Consider the following 21,577-nt stretch of genomic DNA (forward strand, 5'->3'; position numbering starts at 1 on the left):
CCATCGTATCAGGCGAATTTAAGTGACAGAGAAGACTATGTCGGACTAATGGCAATCCTCGACAAGCTGAAGTCGTTGTTGGGACTCGACGACTCGAGTTCGGAGCGCCGGGGGTCTCGGGACGTTGGTGTGACAGTCGAACGCGAACGGTCGGACAGCGACCAGGGTGAGGCGGCTACCGACGAGGAGTCGTCGGCACAGGGCACGCCGGCACCTGCGTCAGCGACCTCGTCGCAGGACCAAGACCAAGAGCAGGAAGCGGACCAGAAACAGGAGCAAGAGCAAGACGCAACAGACACAACCGACTCCGACGACGAACCGACGATCGAAGAGGCGGAACCCGAGACTGACGCTGCCGCAGCGGGCACCAGCGCAGCCGGGTCGACCGGATCAGTGACCGAGACGACCGACGACCCGAAAGCGGCAGCAGAGCCCGCCGAAGCAACCGGGCCGTCGGAGACTGACGCCGCACCGACCGAAGAGAAGACGCCGGATATCGACGAACAAGAACAGGTCGAGTCCGCGACCGAGCCGGATGATGAGGCGGACGAGGCCGACACTGACGAGGGCGACGAAGCTGCCGCCGACGAAACCGAGGAATCGGACAGCGACGAGACAGCAGTCGAATCTGGATCCGAGTCCGAGTCCGAGTCCGAAGCCGAATCCGTCACCGAAATCAAGGGGATCGGACCGGCCTACGCCGACCGCCTCGAAGGTGCCGGCGTCGAAACCGTCGCCGAACTCGCCGAGGCCGATGCGGCCGAGCTCGCCGAGGGAACGGATATCTCCGAAACCCGCATTCAGGGCTGGATCGACCGCGCCGAGGTCCGGTAACCCACGCTGCTTTTAACGGCGATGAGCACAGCCCCAGAACCACAACATAAACGAACGCGATTCCTCCTCGTGCTAAAGCACGGGTTTCCTCGCTACCGTAAGATGATTAGGGAACTGGTTCCTCTCGACGCCTATGAGCGAGCCGCGCGTCGTCACATCCTTCGAATCGTTCCGAGCCGCCCTCGAGTCAGCCGACGGTGAAACTGGGCGTTCGGACGGAACGGCGCGCGGACCGATTCGCGTCCCGGTCGAGGTCACCACGACAGTCACCGATCCGTTTCTGGCGTACCGCCGCGCCCGAGTAGGGCGTTCGCGAGACGCGATCACGGGTGAGCAAACGGACGGATTCGACACGAACGGCGCATTTCTCGAAACGACGGGCGGCCAGCCCGGCTGGGGCTACTTCGGCGTCGAGCCGGTCGACCGCCTGCGAGTCACCCCCGACGCAGTTACGCGCCAGCGTTCGGACGAGACAGACGAAGCCACCGGCGCTAGCGCACCGACACTCGCCGCACTCGAGGGACTCCTCGAAACAGACGGCCTCGCCCGCGGCAACTGTACGGTCCCGTACCCGTGTGGTGTGATCGGGTGGCTCTCCTACGACGTGGCACGGGAACTGGAGGACCTCCCCGAATCGGCGGTCGACGACCGGGGACTGCCACAGCTCGAAGTCGCGACGTACGATCGGCTGGTGTCGTGGGAGGAACCAATCGAGGGCGACGAGGTGACGCTGCGAATTACGGCGTGTCCGCGGGTTCGCGGTTTGTCGAACGCTGCCTCGGCTGATCCGTCCACCGCCTCCACAGCACTTGCCGCCGACCCTGTCTACAGTCGGGACGACCTCGAAGCCGCCTACGAACACGGCCGCGACCGCGCACTCGAGTTGGCCCGGCGCGTACAGGACGGCGACGCCACGATCGGTGAGCCACCGATCGACACCACGGAGTCAACGTTCGAAAGCACCTGCGGCCGCGAGACGTTTGCCGAGCGCGTTCGGCGAGTCAAGGAGTACATCCGCGACGGCGACACGTTCCAGGCGAACATCTCCCAGCGACTGGTCGCCCCCGCGGCGGTCCACCCCGTCGCGGCCTACGACGCGCTCCGGCGTGTGAATCCCGCGCCATACTCGTGCCTACTCGAGTTCGGGGCGGCGGATCTGGTGAGTGCGAGTCCGGAGTTGCTGCTCGAGCGCGAAGTGGCACACACCTCGACGGCCGATCGCGGCCACCGGTCGAGAGCGCACGCCAACGATTACGTCAGAACCGAGCCCATTGCAGGCACTCGACCACGCGGTGGGACACCAGAACAGGACGCCGAACTCGAGGCCGACCTGCTGGCAGACGAGAAGGAACGCGCCGAGCACGCAATGTTAGTCGACCTCGAGCGAAACGATCTCGGAAAGGTCTGTGAATACGGCTCCGTCGAAGTCTCGGAGTACCGCCGGGTCGACCGCTACGCCGAGGTGATGCACCTCGTCTCGGACGTGACTGGCCGGCTTCGAGCCGACGAGACGCTCGCCGACGCCATCGCGGCGGTGTTCCCCGGGGGGACGATCACTGGTGCACCCAAGCCGCGGACGATGGAGATCATCGACGAACTCGAGTCCACTCGACGCGGCCCGTACACGGGCAGCGTCGGGATCTTCGGCTTCGACGGGCGGGCAACGCTCAACATCGTGATCCGAACCCTGGTCCGTCAGGACGCGGAATATCACCTCCGGGTTGGTGCCGGGATCGTCCACGATTCGGAGCCGGAACTCGAGTACGACGAGACGCTGGCCAAGGCGCGTGCGTTGGTGAACGCGGTCGACGATGCGCTGGGTGAGCGGGCTGAGATGGGTGTCGACGGGGACGGGGAACGCGATGGCGTGAGTGAGGACGGAGAACGTGATGGAATGAGTGGGAACGGAGAGTGTGATGGAGTGAGCGGGGAGCGAAACGAGATGAACGGAGGTGATCCCGATGAGTAACCAGGAGCCGACGCGATTGCTTGTCGTGGACAACTACGACTCGTTCGTCTACAACCTCGTCCAGTATGTGGGAGAGGTTGCAGACGAGGTGATCGTCCGCCGGAACGACGAACTCGACCTCGCGGCGGTTCGAGAGCTCGACCCAACGGGAATCATCGTCTCACCGGGACCGGGAACACCCGAAGAAGCCGGTGTTTCGATTCCGCTGTTCGCTGAGACCGAGTACCCGATCCTCGGTGTTTGTCTCGGCCACCAGGCACTGTGTGCGGCTAACGGCGCACCGGTGGGCCACGCGCCCGATGTCGTCCACGGGAAGCCCTCGACGATCAGCCACGACGGCGAGGGTGTGTTCGCCGGCCTCCCGGACCACTTCCAGGTCGGGCGGTATCACTCGCTTGCGGTCGAACGCGACGACCTGCCAGCGTCGGTGGTCGAGACGGCTCGGACGACGGACGAGCGGGAAATCTCGATGGCGGTTCGCCACCGAGAGAAACCACACATCGGCGTCCAGTTCCATCCGGAAAGTATTCTGACACGGGCGCTCGATTCGGAGCACGAACGGAGAGGGCACGATGAAACAGGGGCTACAGCGACGGACGAGACGGACGGCACGGATGACACAGACGGCATCGAACTCACATTGGGCAAACAGATGATCGGCAACTTCTGCGAGTTCGCCGCGGACACCACGCAGACGGGCGCTACTGAGGCGGACACGACCGAAATGGACACGAGCAAAACGGACACGACTCGGACTGATGGTGAGCGGCGATGACGAACGGTATCGATAGAGCGGACGAACTCATCAGTTCGACCGACAGCGAACTGCGCTACCACGTCAACGGTGACCTCGTCCCCGCGAGCGAGGCCACCGTCAGCGTCGACGACCGCGGCTTTCGCTACGGCGATGGTGCGTTCGAAACGCTTCGCGCCTACGGCGGCACTATCTTCGGCTGGAACCGCCACATGCGCCGCCTCGCGGAGACCTGCGAGGCGCTCTCACTCGATCATGGACTCTCGCCGGACGACCTCCACCAACGAATCGATGAGACACTGTCGGCGAACGACATCGAGGACGCCTACGTGCGCCTCTCGATCACGCGCGGCGTCCAACCCGGGAAACTCACACCCCAGCCCGCCGACGATCCCACTGTCGTCGTCTACGTCAAGCCGCTCCCCCGTGGTGGCTTCCAGGGCGAGACCGTCTGGGACCGACCCGCCGTCCTCCAGAGCGTCGAAACGCGGCGAATCCCCGACGAATCGCTTCCCGCGGGCGCGAAGACACACAACTACCTCAACGGCATTCTGGCCCGCACCGAACTCGACCGAGCCACCGACGAGGCGCTCATGTACGATACTGACGGTATGGTCGCCGAAGGCGCGACAAGCAACCTGTTTTTCGTCCGCGACGAGACGCTCTACACCCCCGCAGCCGACGGCTCCGTGCTCCCCGGGATCACGCGCGAGTTCGTCCTCGAGTTGGCTGCCGAAACGGATGTCCCGGTCCAGACGGGATCGTACGAACTCGAGTTCGTTACGGGGGCGGATGAGGCGTTTCTCACGAACAGGACGTGGGAGTTGCGACCGGTGGCGAGTCTGGATGGAACACCGATCGGCGGTGGGCCGATCACGGCGCAGTTGTCGGGGCTGTACGACGAGTTGGTCGAACGGACGTGTTATTCGCGGACGGGTGATTGGCTGTGACCAGCCGGTAGTGGTCGGACTGCTTGACAGAGCTGGGGTGACGGCTCGTCGTGACACACCCAAAGCGCAGTCGAAACGTTGACCAGCCGCGACTCAAAACTGCGTGGCGATGGGGACAGACGCTGACGGACGAATTGCACCGCTTTCTGCCGTGCCGACCGACTCGACGCTTCTGTTTCGAGTTGCAGAACGAGATCAGTGTGAGGAACGGGGCAGTGACAACAGCGAGGAAGTGATGACGACTTGTAGCGACGGCGGTGTCGACTGCAAGGACGAACGGGAGGCACTCCTCGTCGCCACCGAAACCGACGACACCGACACCGCAACCGCCGTCTCCTGCTGGCTCAACTTTTGTCAGCACTTTACGCACATCAAACTCGACAAGGGCTCGGGGGCGGCCATGCGAGACGACGAACTCATTTGCGAGAATCACGGCGCGTACTTCGAAGCTGACTCCGGACTGTGTACGTACGGTCCCTGCGAGGGCGCGACGCTTGCCGCACTCGAGACGACCGTCGTCGACGGTGATGTCTACCTGGCGGATGACGACTACGAGTTCGTCGGTCGTGGTCCAGTCGAGACGGACGGCGATCTGACGTCGACATCGAACGTCGAGTTCTGAAGTGATGGTATCGACGAAACCACTGCCGAGTGAGTCCCCGAGCCGTTAGTGGTCGCGAACCGCTGCCGGCTGAACGAGGTCACGCTCCTGATCATACGTGATGAGCCCCGCATCGACGAGTCGCGGGAGATGGTCGTGATACAGCGAGATGTAGACGTTTGCGACGCATTGGGCCGACAGCTCGGTCACGGGCTCGCCCGTTTCGCGGACGGCGACTTCCTCCGCAACATCGGGCAGAGTAATCGCCTCCTCGTGGGTCATCATTACGGTGAGGAACTGCCGGCGGCGCTCGCTCGCGAGGAGGTCGAACGCCGAATCGACCGCCTCCGGATCGAGGCCGTGCTCGCACTGGTCAAGCCACTCGAGTGCCGCGAGAATAAACGCGGCGCGGTCGGTCGTCGTGTGTGAGGTCGCAGTCATCGTGGTGGGGGTGTGGGGTGGGTGTGGTGGAGTATGGTAGAGTGTGGCGGGACACGATCTCGGTTTCGGCTTCGGTTTCGATTTCGGCTTCGGTTTGAGTTTGGATCTCGGTCTCGGTCGAAGGTGAGACGGCGAACGAATTCAGCAGCGTGTGTCTCGAGCCGGTGACCGGTAGTACCGTCCGGAGATATCGAAATCGGCTGGAGTCTGAATCCGAGCCGGAATCGCCGAAACGGCCTGGGACCACATTCTGGGCAGTCACCACCTGCGAGTACGTACCGGTTTCTCGGTGCCACGATAAATATTAGTGTCGAATCCGCCTCAGTTTTATCATACATTCTTACCTGTTCGCGGCTTTCCGATCGGTGGACGGGCGACAATCCGGTCCTTACTCGATCGTGAACGTTGGCTCCTCGATGGACTCGCTCTTACAGGAGGGACACCGCGAGGGGCGGTTCACGAGGTCGTCGAACGACTCGAAACCGCAGTCGCGACACCGTGGCGGGGCGACGAGTAACTGTTCGTCTGCCGCCGCATCGACCGATCGGGAGACGTGTTCGACGTGGCGCAACACCGCTTGCGGTGTGAGATCCAGTTCGACTGCGAGTTCGCTCGGTGTCGCCGGCTCGGCACGCAGCGCGTCTGCGAGTCGCTGGCGCGTCGTTTCGTCGGCTTCTCGCATGATCGGGTGTATCACCGCGACCGTTATCCGTTTGCCGCTCCGCCCGCCGCAGTCGAGACCTGTGAAAGGGCAAGTGACTTACATCCTGCTGGTGAATCACGGGCCATGAAGGCCGTGGTCCTTGCAGGTGGCTATGCAACCCGGATGTGGCCGATCACGAAGCATCGGCCCAAGATGTTCCTCCCGATCGGTGAGTCGACCGTCATCGATCGCATCTTCGCCGAACTCGAGGCGGACGTGCGAATCGACGAGGTGTACGTGAGCACGAACGAACGCTTTGCCGCCGACTTCGAGGCCCATCTCACGGAGAGTGAGTTCGAGAAGCCACAGCTCTCCGTTGAGGACACGACCGAGGAAAACGACAAGTTCGGCGTCGTCGGCGCACTCGCACAGCTCATCGAGCGTGAGAACGTCGACGACGACCTGCTGATCATCGCTGGCGACAACCTGATCAGCTTCGATGTCTCGGCGTTCGTCGATTACTTCGAGCAACAGGACGCGCCAACACTCGCTGCGTACGACGTTGGCTCCCGCGAGAAGGCGAAATCCTACGGACTGGTCGAACTCGAGGACAACCGCGTGGTCGACTTCCAGGAGAAACCCGACGAGCCGAACTCGACACTGGTCTCGATCGCCTGCTATGCGTTCCCGCAGGACTCGCTGACCCTCCTGCCGACGTACCTCGAGGAGGGCAACAACCCCGACGAACCCGGCTGGTTCGTCCAGTGGCTCCAGAACCGCGAGCCAACGTACGCCTACACCTTCGAGGGCGCGTGGTTCGACATCGGGACGCCCGAGAGCTACCTCGACGCCGTCTCCTGGCATCTCGACGGGGAGTCGCTGATCGCAGACTCGGCGACACTCGAGGACACCTCCATCGGCGACAACGTCCACGTGATGGACGGTGCGACACTCGAGGGGACGAATCTCGACCATGCGGTGATATTCCCGGATGCGACGGTCCAGAACGGCGATATACGTCGGTCGATCATCGACGAGGGGACTCATCTCGAGAATCTGGATCTCGCGGGTGCGCTCATCGGGGCGCATACGACGATCACGAACGGATCGTAGACGTGTTAGAGATGTCTCGGAGCTGAGCTGGTCACGCCTTGACCAGCTAGGCGGCAACAGACCGGCGATACTCAACGATGAGATAGTTTCGAGATGGCGTTACCGTGGAGTGAAACGCGGTAAACATTTAATCAGGGTGAGCCCTTAGCATCAGGTATGCTCGACGCCCTCTTTGGGAACGTGGCGCTCTTGCTCCTATCGGCGGGTCTCGTACTGATGGCACTCGAGGCTCTCTCGCCAGGAGCACACCTCATCGTGATCGGGATTGCGCTGGTCGGTGCGGGTCTGATTGGAGTCCTGTTTCCGGTCAGCAGCCCGTTCATTCTGGCAGGCCTGACTCTGCTCATCGGCGTTATCGCGGCCTACATCTACAACGAGTTCGACTTCTACGGCGGGAAGGGGACCGCCCAGACTTCGGATTCGGACACGCTAGCTGGCTCGACGGGCTACGTTACTGAGACAGTCACGACCCGCGGTGGCGAGGTCAAACTCGACGACGGCGGCTTCGCCCCGTTCTACAGCGCTCGCACGACCAATGGCACCATCGAAGAGGGCGAAGAAATAATCGTCCTGGACCCTGGCGGCGGGAATATCCTGACCGTCGAATCGCTCGGCGCGATCGGTGAGGACGAAATTGACCGTGCACTCGCGGCGAACGCGAGTGAGACGGAAACAGAGACAGACACAAACACGGACATGGACACGGACACGGACTCAGCAACAAGCGAGTCGACGAACTCGAACGGAGAGCCGAGTACGACCTCTCAATCGGGCGGTACAGAGACACAGACTGGGAGCAATACCAACACCAACACTAGCAGCATCGACGAGTCGGTGACGGAGACAGAGAAATCCGGGTAACTGCACAGTTGGAGACGTTCGAGTCGGATGAGTTCGCCGCAGTTGCGGCGTATTCACCATGTAATCATGTAGCAAAAATTGGTTAAACAAGGGAACATTTTTCCCGTCACCGCCGCAAGAGAGGGATATGGTCGCAGAACTGATCCCCCTACAAACCACTGGTGGTGCCGTGTTGTTCCTCGGTGCCCTCGTGCTCGTCGTGGTCGTTGCTGCACTGCTTAGCGCGATCGAAATCGTCGACGCGTACGAGAAACGTGCCCTCACCGTCTTCGGCGAGTACCGCAAGCTCCTGGAGCCGGGTATCAACTTCGTCCCGCCGTTCGTTTCGAACACCTACCGGTTCGACATGCGAACGCAGACGCTGGACGTTCCCCGTCAGGAAGCAATTACCCGCGACAACTCGCCCGTCACCGCCGACGCCGTCGTCTACATCAAGGTGATGGACGCGAAGAAGGCCTTCCTCGAGGTCGACAATTACAAGAAGGCGACCTCGAACCTCGCCCAGACGACCCTCCGTGCCGTGCTGGGTGACATGGAACTGGACGACACGCTCAACAAGCGCCAGGAGATCAACGCCCGCATCCGCCAGGAACTCGACGAACCCACCGACGAGTGGGGTATCCGCGTCGAATCCGTCGAGGTCCGTGAAGTCAACCCATCGAAGGATGTCCAGCGTGCGATGGAGCAACAGACCTCCGCGGAGCGGAAACGCCGTGCCATGATTCTCGAAGCACAGGGTGAACGCCGCAGTGCTGTCGAGAAGGCAGAGGGTGAAAAGCAGAGTGAGATCATCCGTGCACAGGGTGAAAAGCAGAGCCAGATCCTCGAAGCACAGGGTGACTCTATCTCGACCGTCCTCCGCGCCCGCTCCGCCGAATCGATGGGCGAGCGCGCCGTCATCGACAAGGGCATGGAGACGCTTGCCGAGATTGGACAGGGCGAGTCCACAACCTTCGTTCTCCCACAGGAGCTCTCGTCGCTCGTCGGCCGCTACGGCAAGCACCTCTCCGGCAGCGACGTCCAGGAAGACGGCACCGAACTCGAGAGCCTCGGGTTCGACGAGGAGACGCGCGAACTGATCGGTCTCGACGACATCAGCGAGATCATTGGCGAGATCGATCAGGAAGCCGACATGGACGTCGAAGCGATGGAACAGGAAGCCCAGGCGATCAAGGAAGGCCAGGATCCTGCGGAAATCTCGGATCCAGATGAGGTCATCGAAGAGATGGACCAGGACTTCCAGGGCCAGGGCCAAACTGACGGCGGGTCGCCGGTCGACGAGGCTGGCACCGACAGCTCGAACTAAGCCGCTGCTTCGACCACGATCCGCGGTGCGAATCGCCTTTTTTGCAGGTCCAACGGCATACTAACGAGTCGTTAGCGTCCCTGATGATCACATCCTGCTGAGCGAAACGGAGCGAAACCGGTTTTACGGTTGACGTTCTTTCGGATGGTAGACAGACATGACATCGTCCGACGGGGTCGACGACGAGAAACGAGCGACCCTGCGCCGATTCGCCGCCGTCGGCGCGTCTACCCCGCTCGCTGGCCTTTCCACGACAGCATCGGCTGAGTCCGGCGACAGCGACGCTCGCGACGCGATCACGGGCTACCTCTCGACGACGCCGGGTGCACACTTCTCGAAGATCCGGGACGACCTCCAGCTCGGTACCGGCGAAACCCAGCACCACCTCCGGCGACTTGAGGACGCAGACACGATCGAGCAGTATAGCGACGGCGACTACAAGCGGTTCGTGCTCGCAGATCGTTTCGACGAGTTCGAAAAGCAAGCGCTCGGCTACCTTCGACGGGAGACGCCCCGCGGGATGCTGGTCGAACTGCTCGCCAACCCCGACGCAACTGCGGGCGACCTCGCGGAGGCGCTCTCAGTCTCTGCGCCAACAGTGAGCAAGTACGCCGGTGAACTCGAGGAGGCAGGACTGCTCTCCCGGGAGGGCGGCTATACGGTTGAGCGGCCGACGACGGTCCTGTTGCTCGTTGTTCGTCACGCAGACTCGTTCGACGAGCGGGCAACGCAGGTCGCGCACAACGCGGATCAGTATCTGAACTACGACGCTGAACTGGATACTGATCCAAACACGGTCTGAGTGCGCCGCTTCGCGTTGCCGCTTCTGAATACGAACATCACCTCAGTCTGCAGCCGCTAACTCCTCGAGTATATCGGGCAGTTCCGAGAGAGACTCGAGTTCGTACGTCGCGTCGGCGGGGCGTTCCAGCCCGCGGTTGTGGTCGCGACGGACGAACACGGTGTCGAGATCGGCGGCGGTGCCGGCGGTGACGTCTTTTTCGAAGTCGCCGACGTAGAGGCCTCGCCGGCCGTTGTTGGTGTCGCCGCTATCCAGTTCGAGCGAGGCGAGTGCGTCCTCGATGTAGTAGGGATCTGGCTTGCGTCGGTGGTAGCCCGCGAACGTCGGGTCGCGTCCACGGACGACGTCGAACGCGAAGTCGTAGTAGTCGGCGACAAACTCGGCGGTCTGGTGGCGGTTGTTGGTGACGAGTCCGATCGTCGTGCGCTCGGCGAGGTCGGCGAGCACGTCGGTGTCATCGTAGCGGCCGCGTTGGCCGGTTCGGAGGCGCTCGTGTGTGCCCTCGGAGGCGTAGCGCTCCTTTCGCTTCCAGAAGCTATCGGGGTCGATTTCGAGTTCAGCGCAGCGGCGCTCGACTGCATCGGTGCCGTGTCGTCTGAGGTCGCGGCGTTGTTCGGGTGTTGGTGAGACGCCAAAATCGGAGAGCGCGGCGTCGGCCGCGTCGGCGTACACCTGCGGCTCGGTGCGGGGACCCTCGAGAATGATCCCGTCCATGTCGAAGAGGATCGGTATCGTCATTCGTCAGTTCGTAGTTGCGCAAAGAAGTGGATAAAGGAAGGGGCAGCGACTGCGGCGTTTGCTCACTGTCGCTCGAACGAACAGTTCAGTGGCTGCTCAAAACAGGGTCGAAATCAGGTCTGGTGGTCAGGAGACCGGAAACCGGAGATCCAGCGGTCCAGAGCTATCGCCGAACCAAGAGCGGACGTGAATCGGGCTTCAGCAGCTAACCTTCCAAGTGGTACTCGAGGAGTAGCCCCACTTCTCGATCTCGATATCGTAGTCACCTTCCTGGAGTGCACTAATGTTCGAGCCGACCTCTTTCGCCGTCATCCCGAGTTCCTGCCCGATGAGCCGGGATTTGAAGTACGTCTTCGTTGCAGCGTGTTCCCGGAAGTACTGCAGGATCTGACGTTGTTTGCTCGTGAGGTCGGGGGCCATTGCGGTGCTCATATCAGATGAGACGACGGGGCCACCCTTAGGGGGTTTGGTACGTGCGGTTAATGAGCTTCCGTCTTGCGATTTTCAGGGCAAGTAATCAGTTAATAATCGGCTGGAAAGGAGAAGTTGGTACGGCCAGTTAATGGATTCACGAGATAGACTCTCATGGGGAGGTGACTGTTAGACTGGTCGTGGCCGGGCACCACAGGAAGTGCATGAGCGACAGAACGTACAGCAGACTACGCGGTATCGTAGTACGAAGTGAGAAAGGGACCGAAGGCACAGGCAACAGCCTCGCCGAGCGCCTGCGTTCGGTCTGTGAGACCGTCAGTAAGAACCCCGGCAGCGCCCTCTGTTTCCGCGATGGCAGTCGTGTCAAGAACGTCGTTCATCACCGGGCCGAGTTCCTCGCCGTTCTCGATTCGGGTCGCGATTTCGTCCGGCAGGCGAAGGGTCGGGCCGCTGCCGACTTCGACACGAGTTCCGTCAGTGACGGCGGCCCACATGATGAGTGAAAGGCCGTCGACGCCGTCGAACTGTGCGACGCCCCCCTCGAGTCCGACGGCGTAGTCGGCCCTCGTCGTGTCGGACGCTCGTTGGGCACGGTTTCGCGCCCCCGTGATCGTCTCTTCGACCGACCAGGGCTGTTCGGGAACACCGGAGTCGACTTCGATTGGGGTGACTGTTGGGTTCAGCACCAGACAGTCACAACTACAGTGGTCATCACAGCCATGATCACAGTCACAGTCACAGTTGTGCGACTCGAGTGTCCGTTCGACTGCGTCAACCTTGACCGGGTTTGTGCTGCCAACCGCAATCTCCATGTTTGACGGTGAGCGCGGTCCACACTTGGATTCGCCGGTTCGGGGTTGCGGATTTTATCGTCATTGTTCATACCAGTTCCGACGAATTACGCGTTTTCGCGGGGTATCGAACGCGGATTCCGAAATCCTTAACCCGTGTGTCTCGGAACGAAGTAGGTAACGAATCCGTCCGGGCTTTTGCAGCCGTCTGTCCGGGCAGTATTTGCCATCGTATGACCAACGCACCATCAAACACAAGAGTACGACGTAGCGAACAACGAACGGAAGAATCGGAGACGGAAAGCGAGCAAAACGACCTCGCTTGCCCGGAGTGTGCGGGTAATCTCGTCGTCGACGACGAGCACGGCGAAACGGTCTGTGAGGACTGTGGGCTCGTCGTCGAGGAAGACTCCGTCGACCGTGGTCCCGAGTGGCGTGCGTTCGACGCCGCCGAGAAGAACGAAAAGTCCCGTGTCGGTGCCCCGACGACGAACACGATGCACGACAAGGGGCTGTCGACGAACATTGACTGGCGGAACAAGGACGCCTACGGCAACTCGCTTGGGTCCCGCCAGCGCGAGAAGATGCAGCGCCTGCGCAAGTGGAACGAGCGCTTCCGGACCCGCGACTCGAAGGAGCGTAACCTGAAGCAGGCACTCGGTGAAATCGACCGCATGGCCTCCGCACTCGGTCTGCCAACCAACGTCCGTGAGACCGCATCTGTCATCTACCGACGCGCACTCGACGAGGATCTGCTCCCCGGACGTTCGATCGAAGGTGTCTCCACTGCCTGTGTCTACGCTGCTGCCCGCCAGGCTGGCGTTCCTCGCTCGCTCGACGAGATCGCAGACGTCTCGCGTGTCGAGAAGAACGAAATCGCACGCACCTACCGCTACGTCGTCCGTGAGCTCGGCCTCGAGGTCCAGCCTGCAGACCCAGAGAGCTACGTGCCACGCTTTGCCTCCGGGCTCGATCTTTCCGACGAAGCCGAACACCGCGCGCGTGCACTCCTCCAGAACGCAAAGGAAAAGGGCGTCCACAGCGGCAAGTCGCCGGTCGGCCTCGCGGCCGCAGCCGTCTACGCCGCTGCCCTACTGACCAACGAGAAGACGACCCAGGCCGCCGTTTCGGACGTTGCTGACATCTCCGAAGTCACGATCCGAAACCGCTACCACGAACTCCTCGAAGCCGAGGAGACGCTCGGACTGGCCTGAATTCGGGTTTTGCAGTTCTCGGTTTTTATATCGACAGCAGTATTCAACACTAGTGTCGACACCGGTCGCACACTACTGCGATTCATACCTGAACAGCAACAGCACCACCAGTACCAACACCAACAGCAACACAACACCACACAAACTGCAACAACCGACACCGTTTTTCGATCACTCACCCACCACTGCACACGAATGGGTCTCGAGGGTCTCGAATTCGAATCGTTCACACTCGCCGCGTCGACAGCCGACCTCAGTGAGGAGCCAGCCGCACGCGATCACGCCGACGTGATCGAGTTCCGGATGGATCTGGCTACCGAACCAGTCGCTGCACTCGAGTCGTACGACTCGACGTACGGAGAGACGGCCGATGCACTGCCGGTGCTGGCGACGAATCGCGCTGACTGGGAAGGCGGCGAGGCAGCGGACGACGAGGTGCGCCTGCGTGCGCTTGGCGAGGTGGCGAAACTGGATGCGGTACAGGCGATTGACATCGAACTCGCGTCGCTACGTGACGGGACAGCCACAGCGCTCAGCAAGACGGCTGGTGAGCACGACGTGACCGTCGTGGCCTCTGCCCACGACTTCGAGGAAACGCCCAGTGTCGCCGCGATGAGCGAAACGCTCACCGACGCCTGTCGATACGGCGACGTCGGCAAACTCGCCGTAACGGCGATGAACCGAAGCGATGCACTGGCGTTGCTGACCGTCACACACCAGCTCGCACAGGAAGGTGAGTACACCATCGCCACGATGGCAATGGGCGCTGCCGGGAGCCACACACGGGCTGTCGCGCCGGTGTATGGCTCGCGAATCGGCTACGCGCCGGTCGACCCGGCGAAGGCGACTGCACCGGGCCAGTACGATCTCGAGACGCTCTCACGGCTGGTAACACAGTTAGAGCCGGTAGACGACTGAGGTCGGCCGGTCTCACAGCGCCGAGACGGATAGCCGAGAGACTCGAGTGAACAGCAAACAGAATCGGAATGTTAAGGAGTCGCCTCACATATCAGTACATACGATGACATGGCTTCGTGCCCTCGTTGCCGGCGGCGTTTCTCTGTTCCTCCCCGGTGCCGGCCACGCGCTGATCCGTGACTGGATCCGCGCGCTCGTTTTCGGCGGACTGTTCATCGCTGCAGCAGTGATCTTTCTTCCGACCGGAGAGATTGCCGCGGCTGATTCGGTCTCCGATAGCATGACTGCGGTCGCTACCGAGACAGATACGATTACACAGTTCCTCTTTTCCTTTATCGCCCTGTTCGCTGCGATCGACGCGACCTTCCGCGGACTTGGCTTTCCACCTGGATCGAACGCCAACGCAGACGGTGAGGGTGGACCGTCCTGTCCGGAGTGTGGCAAGGAACTGGACGAGGACCTGACGTTCTGTCACTGGTGTACGACGCGACTCGAACCGGTGGCTGATGCAGAGGCAGAAGCAGACGTGAACGCGAAGTAGGTCACACAGCCAAGCAGTGAACTGCCCAGGCAGTACCGCAGTCTCTCGGATTCGTTACTTCTCGATAATACTCTCCTCGACCGCTTCGCCGAAGTGACGCGCCGTATCCTCGTAGTACAGCAGGAGCTCGTCACCGGCTGCGAGATCCGTCACGGCCTTTCGCCCGTCGCCGGTTGCAACCTTGATCGTCTCGGCGTTCTGGAGGAGTGTCTCGATGTGGTCGCCGTCGTCGGTTTCCAGGGCGACACGAAACATCGGTCGTTTCTCGATCTTGACCCGGCCGACGATTGCCTCGCGTGTGTTGCCGTTCGTATCGACGACCTGCACCTCGTCACCGCTCTGGAGCTCCGAGAGGTACTTCGTCCCGCCCTCTGGCGTCCGCACGTAGGCGTGGACCGCACCCGCGTTGACCCGGAACGGACGCGAGGCAACGTACGGCGACTCGGCCGTCTCTGCGTGGACGAAGACGAGGCCGCGACTCATCGATCCGACGAGCATTCCCTCGTCGTGTTCGAGGAGGCTCCCGGTGTCGACACAGACTCGGTCTGCGCTGCCGATCTGCTCGACGTCGGTCACCTCGGCGTACTGGAGGTCGAGCGACTCGCGTTCTGACTCGTCCCGAACCTCGACCGTCCGTCTGATCTCGTCGGGATCATCGGAATCGAGGAGGACCGCATCGGAGCCGAGTTCGAGCGTTTCGAAGGCGGTTTTAGCCTCTTCGGCACTGGTAACGCCAGCAACGAGATCTGTCTCCTCACCGATCCGAGCGATCAGATTCTCGAGTGGGATGATCGTCCAGTCCTCGCCGATGACGATGGTGTACTCACCCTCCTCGGCGGCGGCTTCGGCGAACGCCTCGTACTCGGTGTCGAGGATGCGGACGTAGGCACCGCGCTCGATACCCTCATCGCCGTCGCGACGCAGTGTCGAGAGGTCGGCCGACCCGGAGAAGTCGTTCGGCAGGTCGATCGTGGCGTCGCCCTCGCCGTCCTTACCGACGATGACGGCGTCGGCGGCTGTGCCGTTGTCTCTCTTCGAGGTGGTGACATCGACATCGAGGTTCTCGGCATCGTCGACGTTGTCGATCTCCTCGAGTTCGTCGGCATCGGAACTCGCAGCGTCGGTGCCGGCCTCGGCGTCGTCGACCAGCGTCACGTCGCCGTCAGTACGGAACGCAGCGACGTTGATGTCGCCAAGTTCGCGGACGCGTTCGACATCCTCCTCGTCAACCAGTACCCAGTCCGCGCCGGCCTCGAGTGCGGCCGTGATGCGGGCACGACGGTCGTCCCAGTCGCCGACGGTATCGTCAGCTTTGATCCAGACGGATCGTGTCATGACTCGACGGTCGAAGGGAACTGGCTTGAACGTGGCGGATCTGGCAGGCGATGTCGATGAGCGACGCCTCACTTCGGCGAAAGCGATCGTGTCGGAAGCGTGTACTGACGACCCGGTTATCCCGGTCGTAGAATTGTACTGATAGTATCGATAGTATCGATACTTTCGTAGAAGTAACTAATATCTTCCCGTGCGATAGTTCAATCATGGGTCAGCGCCAGTTCGAACCCGACGACGCGGACGCGACGACCGCCCCAGCCGAGACGGACACCACGGCTGCCGCGGACGTAACCGACGACTCCCTCATCACCGTCGACGAGGCCATCGACCGGCTGGACGCCGACGCACTCGGCCCGGTCGCCCACGCAGCGTTCGCCCACGCGGGCGAACTGGCAACACTCGAGTACGGCCGTCCCGCTGCCGTCCTGGGTGCGGTCCGACTCGCGAGTCGGCGCAGCCGGCACGCGACACTCGAGTGCGAGCGACTCGCGGCTGTGTTCGATACGGACCCCGACGCGGTGTCGGGAGCCGACGCAGCCATTGCGAGCACGCTGACCCCACCCGCTGACGCGTCGACGATTCGTACCCTCCGCCGGCGACTCATCATTGTCGAGGAGTCGCTGGCCACAGCGCGCGCTGCCGAATCGGAAGCAGTGCCGAGCCCTCATCACACCACGCAGTGGAGTCCGACGTTCGCCGACGCAGCGCCCTGGCTGCTCGGCCGTATGGAGGCCGCTACAACACACTGTGAGAACGCCGCCCCGTTCGGACTTGACGAGGATGGGTTACAGGCCCACGCCGACCGACTGCGTGCGGATCTCGAGTTCGCCCGGCTCGGGACGACACTCGCGACACTGGTGTCGCAGCGCCGAAGATAGTGTGAGTAGCAACGAGAAAAACGAGACTGCACGCGATGTGATTGGGACACTGAGACGTGCTACGAGTTGTTCTATTGGTCCAGATCCGAAAGTTTGTGCTTGAATGCCCGATACGCGTTGTCACCCTGTTCGGTGAGTGAGACGACTCGGCGACGACCCATGGATTCGATCGTGACGTAGCCGTCGGCTTCGAGCGGGTCCAGCACGTGTGTATCGAGGACGCGAAACGCGCCCTTGTCCTCCCCGGTTCGCTCGTCAGGAGAGCGCCGGTCCGCCATGAACGAGAGGCCACGGTCGCGGCCGAACTCGATGAGATCTTTCTTCTTCGGTGGCGCGGTCCGGTCGTCGTGGTAGCCGTCCCACGAGGCTGGATCGCGAAGGAAGCCCATGATGGCGACCTGATCCGTCGTCGGCGAATCGATCGGGTACGTCGGCAGCCGATCGATTTCGTCAATCCCCATCGAGGACGGCTCACTCGTCCCGTCGTGGGCGTACGATTCTGGTTCGACGTAGAACGCGTGCGCATCGGTTGAGACGTCCATACAGGCCATCGTCGCCCCAATTGCGGCGATTGTCCCGCCGCCGGAGACATTGACTGACACGTCGTCAGCGGCGTGGTTCGAAGCAATCGTCGTCACGGCACCCAGGACCGCGTAGACATCCGTAAGATCACAGGACCACGTCCGAACATCAGGCACGATAGACTCGAGTTCCTCGCGCAACTCGTCGTGGTACGTGGCTGGTGGACCGTTGGCGTCGGGAGGGGTCGCGGTGTCGGCGGACGCGCTAGAACTGGGGGCGGAGTGGTCCCTGGAAGCGGTCGATTCGGGACCCGGAACCGGCGATTCGCTCGTCTTGCCGCGATCTGTCAGCGACCCACCGTCGTGTTCGAGGAGATAGACGAGGTCGGCGCGCTGGCGACGAATCGGCTCGACGATCCGGTCGTACTCGTAGCCCAGCGGCACGATGTGCACTCGCTTGACGACGTCCATACGCCGACAACGACCCCCTCCGAAATAACACCTGTCGAATCAGTGGACTCTCACAGGGACCAACGGCCGGCTCGCGTGGAGCGGGTCACGACGAAACGTTCAGAACCGTCGCGTTCGTACGTCCACGCAATGGCAGCTTACGACGCGATCTATTTCGATCTCGACAGCACTCTCTGCGACCCCATCCAGGATCCGGACACCCTCCTCGCTGGCACGTTCGAGGACGCCGGTATCGAGCCGTTCTGCACGCCCGCCGACCTGCGAGCCGCAATTCCCGACCTTCCAACAGCCGAAACCGCCCGCGAGTTCTACGAATCGCTCTTCTCAACCGTCGCCACACAGGCCGATTCACACGTACAGGACCAACTCGGCTCCGATGGCGCAACGGAACTCGCTGCAGCCTACCTCGAGCGTAAGGACCCGACCGCCGTCGAGTTTCGTCCCGGCGCGAAGGCTGCACTCGAGTTTGCCCGCGAACAGGGGCCGGTCGGCCTGATCACGAACGGCGGTCGCGAGACCCAGACACAGAAGCTCCGTGCACTGGATATCGAGGATGCATTTGACGTTCGCGTCTTTACAGATCCGGCGGCGGGAATCTTCCCGAAGCCGGACACTGCGCCGTTCGAGTACGCACTCCGGGCACTCGAGGCGACACCGGAAACGGCAGTCCATATCGGGGATTCGTTGCACGCGGACGTCGGCGGTGCGAACACAATGGGGCTCGACTCGGCCTGGATCGAACTTGAGGATCAGGTTCAACACGGCGATCCAACCGTCCACCAGCCGACGTACGAACTGTCGACGCTGGAGTCGTTCGAGACGATTTTCTGAGCTTGTGGCGTGTTCGACGGGTTGTGAATTCTGCGTGACCTGCCTATTCAAGAAGGTCCGTGTGGACCACTGCCCGGTACTGGCTGTCGGTTGCGTCCCGCAAACGGGTTAGGAGGGCGGCTGCGTCGGTGAACGACGCGGGGAGTTCGAACGGGTCGTCTGGCTGCTCGTCACGTTGCTTGCACAGTTTGGTGAACGCGAGCAGTCGGTCGTCGGTGCCGGGACGGGCGTAGACGGTGGCAATGTCGGCCGCCCTGTCGCCATCACGGGTCGTATTGTCGCTGGAGTCAGTGCTGCCACCCGCTTCCGCTTCATCTTCATCTTCACCTCCGTCTCCGTCAGCACCCACCTGCTCGTGCCAGTGATCGATAATCGGTTCAACGGCAAGGCGCGTCCGGCGCTTCTGTTCGGCTAGATCCGCGGCATCGATGCCGGCGTCACCGAGCACGTCGTCGAAGACATCCTGCAGTTCCTCGGTTTCCTCCTCGACGTACGGCGCGTCCGCTTCGGCCTCGATTAGTTGCACGAAGGCCGCTACCTCCTCTCGGCGGACAGCGACGGGGTAGACGAAGTCGTGCGTCTCTTTAGAGAGCGTATAGGATTGCCCCTCGACGCCCTGTTCGCCCGGGCCGGACGAGCCGAGCATCAGATCGAGTATTCCCATGTCTAGAACAGGTCCACAGCGCCGAATAAGTGTTCCGCGCTTCGATTTCCGGTGTCCAGTTGCCGGTTTCAAGTTTCAGGTTTCTGGTTTCCGATTTCCAGTTCCCGGGGTCCGGTCTCGTCCAACGTAACAGTGACAGCAGACAGCCAGACGAACACGCTACCACTCATCGCCCAGCGCCGCCTTTACACCACCATAGCCGCTCGCAGACGACCACGTCCGGCCACTCTCGACGTGCTCGACCTCGTACTCGCCGCCGCACACTCCGCATCGGTAGCCATCCGGCGCACGAACCGGCTTCGACGCCTGATGCCGTTTCGCCGCCCACTCGCAGTCACTTCCGAGACAGCGCAGCACGTACCGCGGCTCCGAAAACGACCGACAGTGTCGTGGCGCATTCAGGTCAGCCGCACGCTCGCGAAATCGCGGCCCGTGTCCCGACTCCCCGAACTGCTGGTACTCCCAGGCGTGGACGAGTTCGTGCCTGACGACCCCGGCGAACTCCGGCCACTCGTAGCGCTCGTACGCCCGCCGCGCCAGCACGATCGTTGCTTCCTCACAATCCGCCCGCCAACGACAGAGTCCAGCCCGACGCTTGGCCCGCGCAGAGACGTCCCACTCGAGTGCAGACAGGTCGAGCGTCAGGTTGGTGCCGGCGACGACTTCGCGGGCGTGGATCCGTGCCCGGGCGATGATCTCGTCGTCGATCGTGAGCTGTTCGCCGTCGGTCACGTCTACGGGCTGGGAACGCAGACGGAGACTGAAATTCTTCCGGTCTGACGGATGGAAATGGTGGATAGTAGATGGGAGATGATGGACGGAGGACGGTGGATAGTGAACACGACGCGGTTCGCAGGGTTGAGCGTAACGGATGGCGAGGGATCGACGAACACATTGCGACCACGACCGCGGTCGGTGCGCCTTTTGCCTTTCACAGCGACCGCCACAGCATGAACGACCTCGCAATTCCGGAACCGCGGGAGCCGGGTTCGAGTGAGTTGATCCAGCCTGCGGCACTGGTGCTCCCAGCTGTCGCGGAGCCCCCGCTGACCGAGCGCCGACCCTGGCTTGAGCGCGCCGACATCGTCGACGCGCTCTCGATCACCGGTGGGAAAACGCCAGTCTACCTGACGGCCGACGATGTGGCGATCACGACGACCGGCATTGGCAAGAGCGACGCGGCGACGACCGTGACGGCGCTGCTCGCCTCGCCTGAAATCGACCTCTCGGCCGCCTACGTTGTCTCAGCGGGGATCGCAGGCGGGCCGCCTGAACGGATCGCACTCGGCTCCGTCGCCGTCGCCGACGCGGTGGTCGACTGGGATCGAAAACACCGCTGGGATCGGGCGACAGGTGCGGATCATGAGTCGCAGGCGGGTCACACGGCTCGTCCCGAATCCAACGAGGGGAGCGACAACCCCGACGCCAGGCTCGATCTCCTCGCCTACCGACCGCACGACTACGTTCACCACCTTGACGACACGCTCGTCGATACCGCCTGCAAGGCTGCCGACGATGTCTCACTCCAAACAGATGCCGACGTGCGGACGTATCAGGCCAGCTACCCGGACGCACCTGCGTCCGGACCCGCTGTCGAACGCGGCCCGACCGTCTGCGGCGACGAGTTCTGGCACGGCCCGCGCTACGCCCGCGAAGTCGAGTGGCTCTGTGACGCCTACGGCGTCTCGCCCTACCTGACGACCCAGATGGAGGATGCCGCGACGGCGACGGCACTCGAGCGCTTCGGCCTGCTCAATCGGTATCTGAGCGTGCGCGCCGTGGCGAACTACGACCGCGCAGCGCCCGGCCAGTCGGTCGAGGAGAGTTTCGACGGGAACGAGGCGAGTCTGGCGCTGGCGCTCGATAACGCGGCCCGTGTGGGCGGTGCAATTGTGGACGAACTTGTCGAGAGCGACCCACTCGAGATCAAGCCAAAAAACGGCGTTTGAGTGGCGAGTGTGACGAGCAC

Annotated in this window: 24 protein-coding genes; 15 read left to right on the top strand and 9 right to left on the bottom strand. The window is 62.3% G+C overall.

Translation table 11 applies throughout. The features are described from left to right. The first annotated feature begins 48 nt into the window (after positions 1 to 48). The 5 genes from C482_RS19060 to C482_RS19080 all read left to right on the top strand — a co-directional run bounded on the left by C482_RS19060 (position 49) and on the right by C482_RS19080 (position 5,129). Positions 49 to 834 carry a DUF4332 domain-containing protein gene (locus C482_RS19060; RefSeq protein WP_006169456.1) on the top strand — a complete coding sequence of 262 codons (786 nt, stop codon included), beginning with the start codon at positions 49 to 51 and terminating at the stop codon, positions 832 to 834. Between the two features lie 133 nt (positions 835 to 967). Continuing rightward, positions 968 to 2,803, top strand: a complete 1,836-nt coding sequence (locus C482_RS19065) for an anthranilate synthase component I family protein (RefSeq protein WP_006169457.1) — start codon at positions 968 to 970, stop codon at positions 2,801 to 2,803. Further along, on the top strand, positions 2,796 to 3,578 hold the full coding sequence (locus C482_RS19070; protein WP_006169458.1) for an anthranilate synthase component II: 783 nt from the start codon (positions 2,796 to 2,798) through the stop codon (positions 3,576 to 3,578). Before C482_RS19065 ends, C482_RS19070 begins: the two co-directional genes overlap by 8 nt. Beyond that, the gene (locus tag C482_RS19075) at positions 3,575 to 4,507 is read left to right on the top strand and encodes an aminotransferase class IV (RefSeq protein WP_006169459.1); all 933 of its coding nucleotides are present in this window, start codon (positions 3,575 to 3,577) and stop codon (positions 4,505 to 4,507) included. The genes C482_RS19070 and C482_RS19075 overlap by 4 nt, the downstream gene beginning before the upstream one ends. Positions 4,508 to 4,616: 109 nt before the next feature. Further along, the gene (locus tag C482_RS19080) at positions 4,617 to 5,129 is read left to right on the top strand and encodes a Rieske (2Fe-2S) protein (protein WP_006169460.1); all 513 of its coding nucleotides are present in this window, start codon (positions 4,617 to 4,619) and stop codon (positions 5,127 to 5,129) included. 45 nt (positions 5,130 to 5,174) lie between these two features. Here the strand turns inward: C482_RS19080 and C482_RS19085 are convergent, their stop codons facing one another. Both C482_RS19085 and C482_RS19090 read right to left on the bottom strand, forming a co-directional pair. Next, on the bottom strand, positions 5,175 to 5,549 hold the full coding sequence (locus C482_RS19085; protein ID WP_006169461.1) for a DUF7344 domain-containing protein: 375 nt from the start codon (positions 5,547 to 5,549) through the stop codon (positions 5,175 to 5,177). A gap of 388 nt (positions 5,550 to 5,937) precedes the next feature. Continuing rightward, positions 5,938 to 6,231 carry a transcriptional regulator gene (locus tag C482_RS19090; protein WP_006169462.1) on the bottom strand — a complete coding sequence of 98 codons (294 nt, stop codon included), beginning with the start codon at positions 6,229 to 6,231 and terminating at the stop codon, positions 5,938 to 5,940. Positions 6,232 to 6,336: 105 nt separating this feature from the next. Here C482_RS19090 and C482_RS19095 point away from each other — a divergent pair, with 105 nt between their 5' ends. The 4 genes from C482_RS19095 (at position 6,337) to C482_RS19110 (ending at position 10,274) form a co-directional block, all read left to right on the top strand. Continuing rightward, positions 6,337 to 7,305 carry a sugar phosphate nucleotidyltransferase gene (locus C482_RS19095; RefSeq protein ID WP_006169463.1) on the top strand — a complete coding sequence of 323 codons (969 nt, stop codon included), beginning with the start codon at positions 6,337 to 6,339 and terminating at the stop codon, positions 7,303 to 7,305. Between the two features lie 156 nt (positions 7,306 to 7,461). Further along, positions 7,462 to 8,166, top strand: coding sequence for an NfeD family protein (locus tag C482_RS19100; RefSeq protein WP_006169464.1), 705 nt, complete (start codon positions 7,462 to 7,464; stop codon positions 8,164 to 8,166). Between the two features lie 127 nt (positions 8,167 to 8,293). After that, positions 8,294 to 9,472, top strand: a complete 1,179-nt coding sequence (locus C482_RS19105) for an SPFH domain-containing protein (RefSeq protein WP_006169465.1) — start codon at positions 8,294 to 8,296, stop codon at positions 9,470 to 9,472. 157 nt (positions 9,473 to 9,629) lie between these two features. Continuing rightward, positions 9,630 to 10,274 (top strand): winged helix-turn-helix transcriptional regulator, encoded by a 645-nt coding sequence (locus C482_RS19110; RefSeq protein WP_006169466.1) that lies wholly within the window; start codon positions 9,630 to 9,632, stop codon positions 10,272 to 10,274. A 42-nt stretch (positions 10,275 to 10,316) separates the two neighbouring features. On the opposite strand, the gene C482_RS19115 is transcribed toward C482_RS19110, so the two are convergent. The 3 genes from C482_RS19115 to C482_RS19125 form a co-directional block, all read right to left on the bottom strand. Further along, positions 10,317 to 11,012, bottom strand: a complete 696-nt coding sequence (locus tag C482_RS19115) for an HAD family hydrolase (RefSeq protein WP_006169467.1) — start codon at positions 11,010 to 11,012, stop codon at positions 10,317 to 10,319. A 198-nt stretch (positions 11,013 to 11,210) separates the two neighbouring features. Beyond that, the gene (locus C482_RS19120; RefSeq protein WP_004214903.1) at positions 11,211 to 11,432 is read right to left on the bottom strand and encodes a DUF7123 family protein; all 222 of its coding nucleotides are present in this window, start codon (positions 11,430 to 11,432) and stop codon (positions 11,211 to 11,213) included. A 239-nt stretch (positions 11,433 to 11,671) separates the two neighbouring features. Beyond that, the gene (locus C482_RS19125; RefSeq protein WP_006169468.1) at positions 11,672 to 12,256 is read right to left on the bottom strand and encodes a DUF84 family protein; all 585 of its coding nucleotides are present in this window, start codon (positions 12,254 to 12,256) and stop codon (positions 11,672 to 11,674) included. Positions 12,257 to 12,468: 212 nt separating this feature from the next. Here C482_RS19125 and C482_RS19130 point away from each other — a divergent pair, with 212 nt between their 5' ends. From C482_RS19130 to C482_RS19140, 3 genes are all read left to right on the top strand, one after another. After that, complete coding sequence (locus C482_RS19130) at positions 12,469 to 13,449, top strand: transcription initiation factor IIB (protein WP_006169469.1); 981 nt, start codon at positions 12,469 to 12,471, stop codon at positions 13,447 to 13,449. 195 nt (positions 13,450 to 13,644) lie between these two features. Continuing rightward, positions 13,645 to 14,367, top strand: a complete 723-nt coding sequence (locus tag C482_RS19135; RefSeq protein WP_006169470.1) for a type I 3-dehydroquinate dehydratase — start codon at positions 13,645 to 13,647, stop codon at positions 14,365 to 14,367. Between the two features lie 103 nt (positions 14,368 to 14,470). Then, positions 14,471 to 14,908, top strand: a complete 438-nt coding sequence (locus C482_RS19140) for a zinc ribbon domain-containing protein (protein ID WP_006169471.1) — start codon at positions 14,471 to 14,473, stop codon at positions 14,906 to 14,908. 54 nt (positions 14,909 to 14,962) lie between these two features. Here C482_RS19140 and C482_RS19145 read toward each other — a convergent pair whose 3' ends face one another. Then, the gene (locus C482_RS19145) at positions 14,963 to 16,243 is read right to left on the bottom strand and encodes a 3-dehydroquinate synthase II (RefSeq protein WP_006169472.1); all 1,281 of its coding nucleotides are present in this window, start codon (positions 16,241 to 16,243) and stop codon (positions 14,963 to 14,965) included. A gap of 206 nt (positions 16,244 to 16,449) precedes the next feature. Between C482_RS19145 and C482_RS19150 the strand changes: the two genes are divergently transcribed. Next, the gene (locus C482_RS19150) at positions 16,450 to 17,121 is read left to right on the top strand and encodes a hypothetical protein (RefSeq protein ID WP_006169473.1); all 672 of its coding nucleotides are present in this window, start codon (positions 16,450 to 16,452) and stop codon (positions 17,119 to 17,121) included. Between the two features lie 71 nt (positions 17,122 to 17,192). Here C482_RS19150 and C482_RS19155 read toward each other — a convergent pair whose 3' ends face one another. Then, positions 17,193 to 18,113, bottom strand: coding sequence for an HFX_2341 family transcriptional regulator domain-containing protein (locus C482_RS19155; protein ID WP_006169474.1), 921 nt, complete (start codon positions 18,111 to 18,113; stop codon positions 17,193 to 17,195). Positions 18,114 to 18,242: 129 nt separating this feature from the next. On the opposite strand from C482_RS19155, the gene C482_RS19160 reads away from it, so the two are divergent. Then, entirely contained in the window at positions 18,243 to 18,944 is a 702-nt protein-coding gene (locus tag C482_RS19160; RefSeq protein WP_049897005.1) for an HAD family hydrolase, read from the top strand. Between the two features lie 43 nt (positions 18,945 to 18,987). Here C482_RS19160 and C482_RS19165 read toward each other — a convergent pair whose 3' ends face one another. After that, positions 18,988 to 19,608, bottom strand: a complete 621-nt coding sequence (locus C482_RS19165; protein WP_006169476.1) for a hypothetical protein — start codon at positions 19,606 to 19,608, stop codon at positions 18,988 to 18,990. A 159-nt stretch (positions 19,609 to 19,767) separates the two neighbouring features. Continuing rightward, positions 19,768 to 20,340, bottom strand: coding sequence for a SprT family zinc-dependent metalloprotease (locus C482_RS19170; protein WP_006169477.1), 573 nt, complete (start codon positions 20,338 to 20,340; stop codon positions 19,768 to 19,770). A 218-nt stretch (positions 20,341 to 20,558) separates the two neighbouring features. On the opposite strand from C482_RS19170, the gene C482_RS19175 reads away from it, so the two are divergent. Then, the gene (locus C482_RS19175) at positions 20,559 to 21,557 is read left to right on the top strand and encodes a phosphorylase family protein (RefSeq protein WP_049897012.1); all 999 of its coding nucleotides are present in this window, start codon (positions 20,559 to 20,561) and stop codon (positions 21,555 to 21,557) included. The last annotated feature ends 20 nt before the right edge of the window (positions 21,558 to 21,577 follow it).

It is taken from the genome of Natrialba chahannaoensis JCM 10990 (assembly GCF_000337135.1).
GTDB lineage: Archaea > Halobacteriota > Halobacteria > Halobacteriales > Natrialbaceae > Natrialba > Natrialba chahannaoensis.

What these genes read in the sequence shown, in the direction of transcription:
- C482_RS19060 (WP_006169456.1), top strand. Translation starts at nt 49, where the DNA reads ATGGCAATCCTCGACAAGCTGAAGTCGTTGTTGGGACTCGACGACTCG.
- C482_RS19065 (WP_006169457.1), top strand. Translation starts at nt 968, where the DNA reads ATGAGCGAGCCGCGCGTCGTCACATCCTTCGAATCGTTCCGAGCCGCC.
- C482_RS19070 (WP_006169458.1), top strand. Translation starts at nt 2,796, where the DNA reads ATGAGTAACCAGGAGCCGACGCGATTGCTTGTCGTGGACAACTACGAC.
- C482_RS19075 (WP_006169459.1), top strand. Translation starts at nt 3,575, where the DNA reads ATGACGAACGGTATCGATAGAGCGGACGAACTCATCAGTTCGACCGAC.
- C482_RS19080 (WP_006169460.1), top strand. Translation starts at nt 4,617, where the DNA reads ATGGGGACAGACGCTGACGGACGAATTGCACCGCTTTCTGCCGTGCCG.
- C482_RS19085 (WP_006169461.1), bottom strand. Translation starts at nt 5,549, where the DNA reads ATGACTGCGACCTCACACACGACGACCGACCGCGCCGCGTTTATTCTC.
- C482_RS19090 (WP_006169462.1), bottom strand. Translation starts at nt 6,231, where the DNA reads ATGCGAGAAGCCGACGAAACGACGCGCCAGCGACTCGCAGACGCGCTG.
- C482_RS19095 (WP_006169463.1), top strand. Translation starts at nt 6,337, where the DNA reads ATGAAGGCCGTGGTCCTTGCAGGTGGCTATGCAACCCGGATGTGGCCG.
- C482_RS19100 (WP_006169464.1), top strand. Translation starts at nt 7,462, where the DNA reads ATGCTCGACGCCCTCTTTGGGAACGTGGCGCTCTTGCTCCTATCGGCG.
- C482_RS19105 (WP_006169465.1), top strand. Translation starts at nt 8,294, where the DNA reads ATGGTCGCAGAACTGATCCCCCTACAAACCACTGGTGGTGCCGTGTTG.
- C482_RS19110 (WP_006169466.1), top strand. Translation starts at nt 9,630, where the DNA reads ATGACATCGTCCGACGGGGTCGACGACGAGAAACGAGCGACCCTGCGC.
- C482_RS19115 (WP_006169467.1), bottom strand. Translation starts at nt 11,012, where the DNA reads ATGACGATACCGATCCTCTTCGACATGGACGGGATCATTCTCGAGGGT.
- C482_RS19120 (WP_004214903.1), bottom strand. Translation starts at nt 11,432, where the DNA reads ATGGCCCCCGACCTCACGAGCAAACAACGTCAGATCCTGCAGTACTTC.
- C482_RS19125 (WP_006169468.1), bottom strand. Translation starts at nt 12,256, where the DNA reads ATGGAGATTGCGGTTGGCAGCACAAACCCGGTCAAGGTTGACGCAGTC.
- C482_RS19130 (WP_006169469.1), top strand. Translation starts at nt 12,469, where the DNA reads ATGACCAACGCACCATCAAACACAAGAGTACGACGTAGCGAACAACGA.
- C482_RS19135 (WP_006169470.1), top strand. Translation starts at nt 13,645, where the DNA reads ATGGGTCTCGAGGGTCTCGAATTCGAATCGTTCACACTCGCCGCGTCG.
- C482_RS19140 (WP_006169471.1), top strand. Translation starts at nt 14,471, where the DNA reads ATGACATGGCTTCGTGCCCTCGTTGCCGGCGGCGTTTCTCTGTTCCTC.
- C482_RS19145 (WP_006169472.1), bottom strand. Translation starts at nt 16,243, where the DNA reads ATGACACGATCCGTCTGGATCAAAGCTGACGATACCGTCGGCGACTGG.
- C482_RS19150 (WP_006169473.1), top strand. Translation starts at nt 16,450, where the DNA reads ATGGGTCAGCGCCAGTTCGAACCCGACGACGCGGACGCGACGACCGCC.
- C482_RS19155 (WP_006169474.1), bottom strand. Translation starts at nt 18,113, where the DNA reads ATGGACGTCGTCAAGCGAGTGCACATCGTGCCGCTGGGCTACGAGTAC.
- C482_RS19160 (WP_049897005.1), top strand. Translation starts at nt 18,243, where the DNA reads ATGGCAGCTTACGACGCGATCTATTTCGATCTCGACAGCACTCTCTGC.
- C482_RS19165 (WP_006169476.1), bottom strand. Translation starts at nt 19,608, where the DNA reads ATGGGAATACTCGATCTGATGCTCGGCTCGTCCGGCCCGGGCGAACAG.
- C482_RS19175 (WP_049897012.1), top strand. Translation starts at nt 20,559, where the DNA reads ATGAACGACCTCGCAATTCCGGAACCGCGGGAGCCGGGTTCGAGTGAG.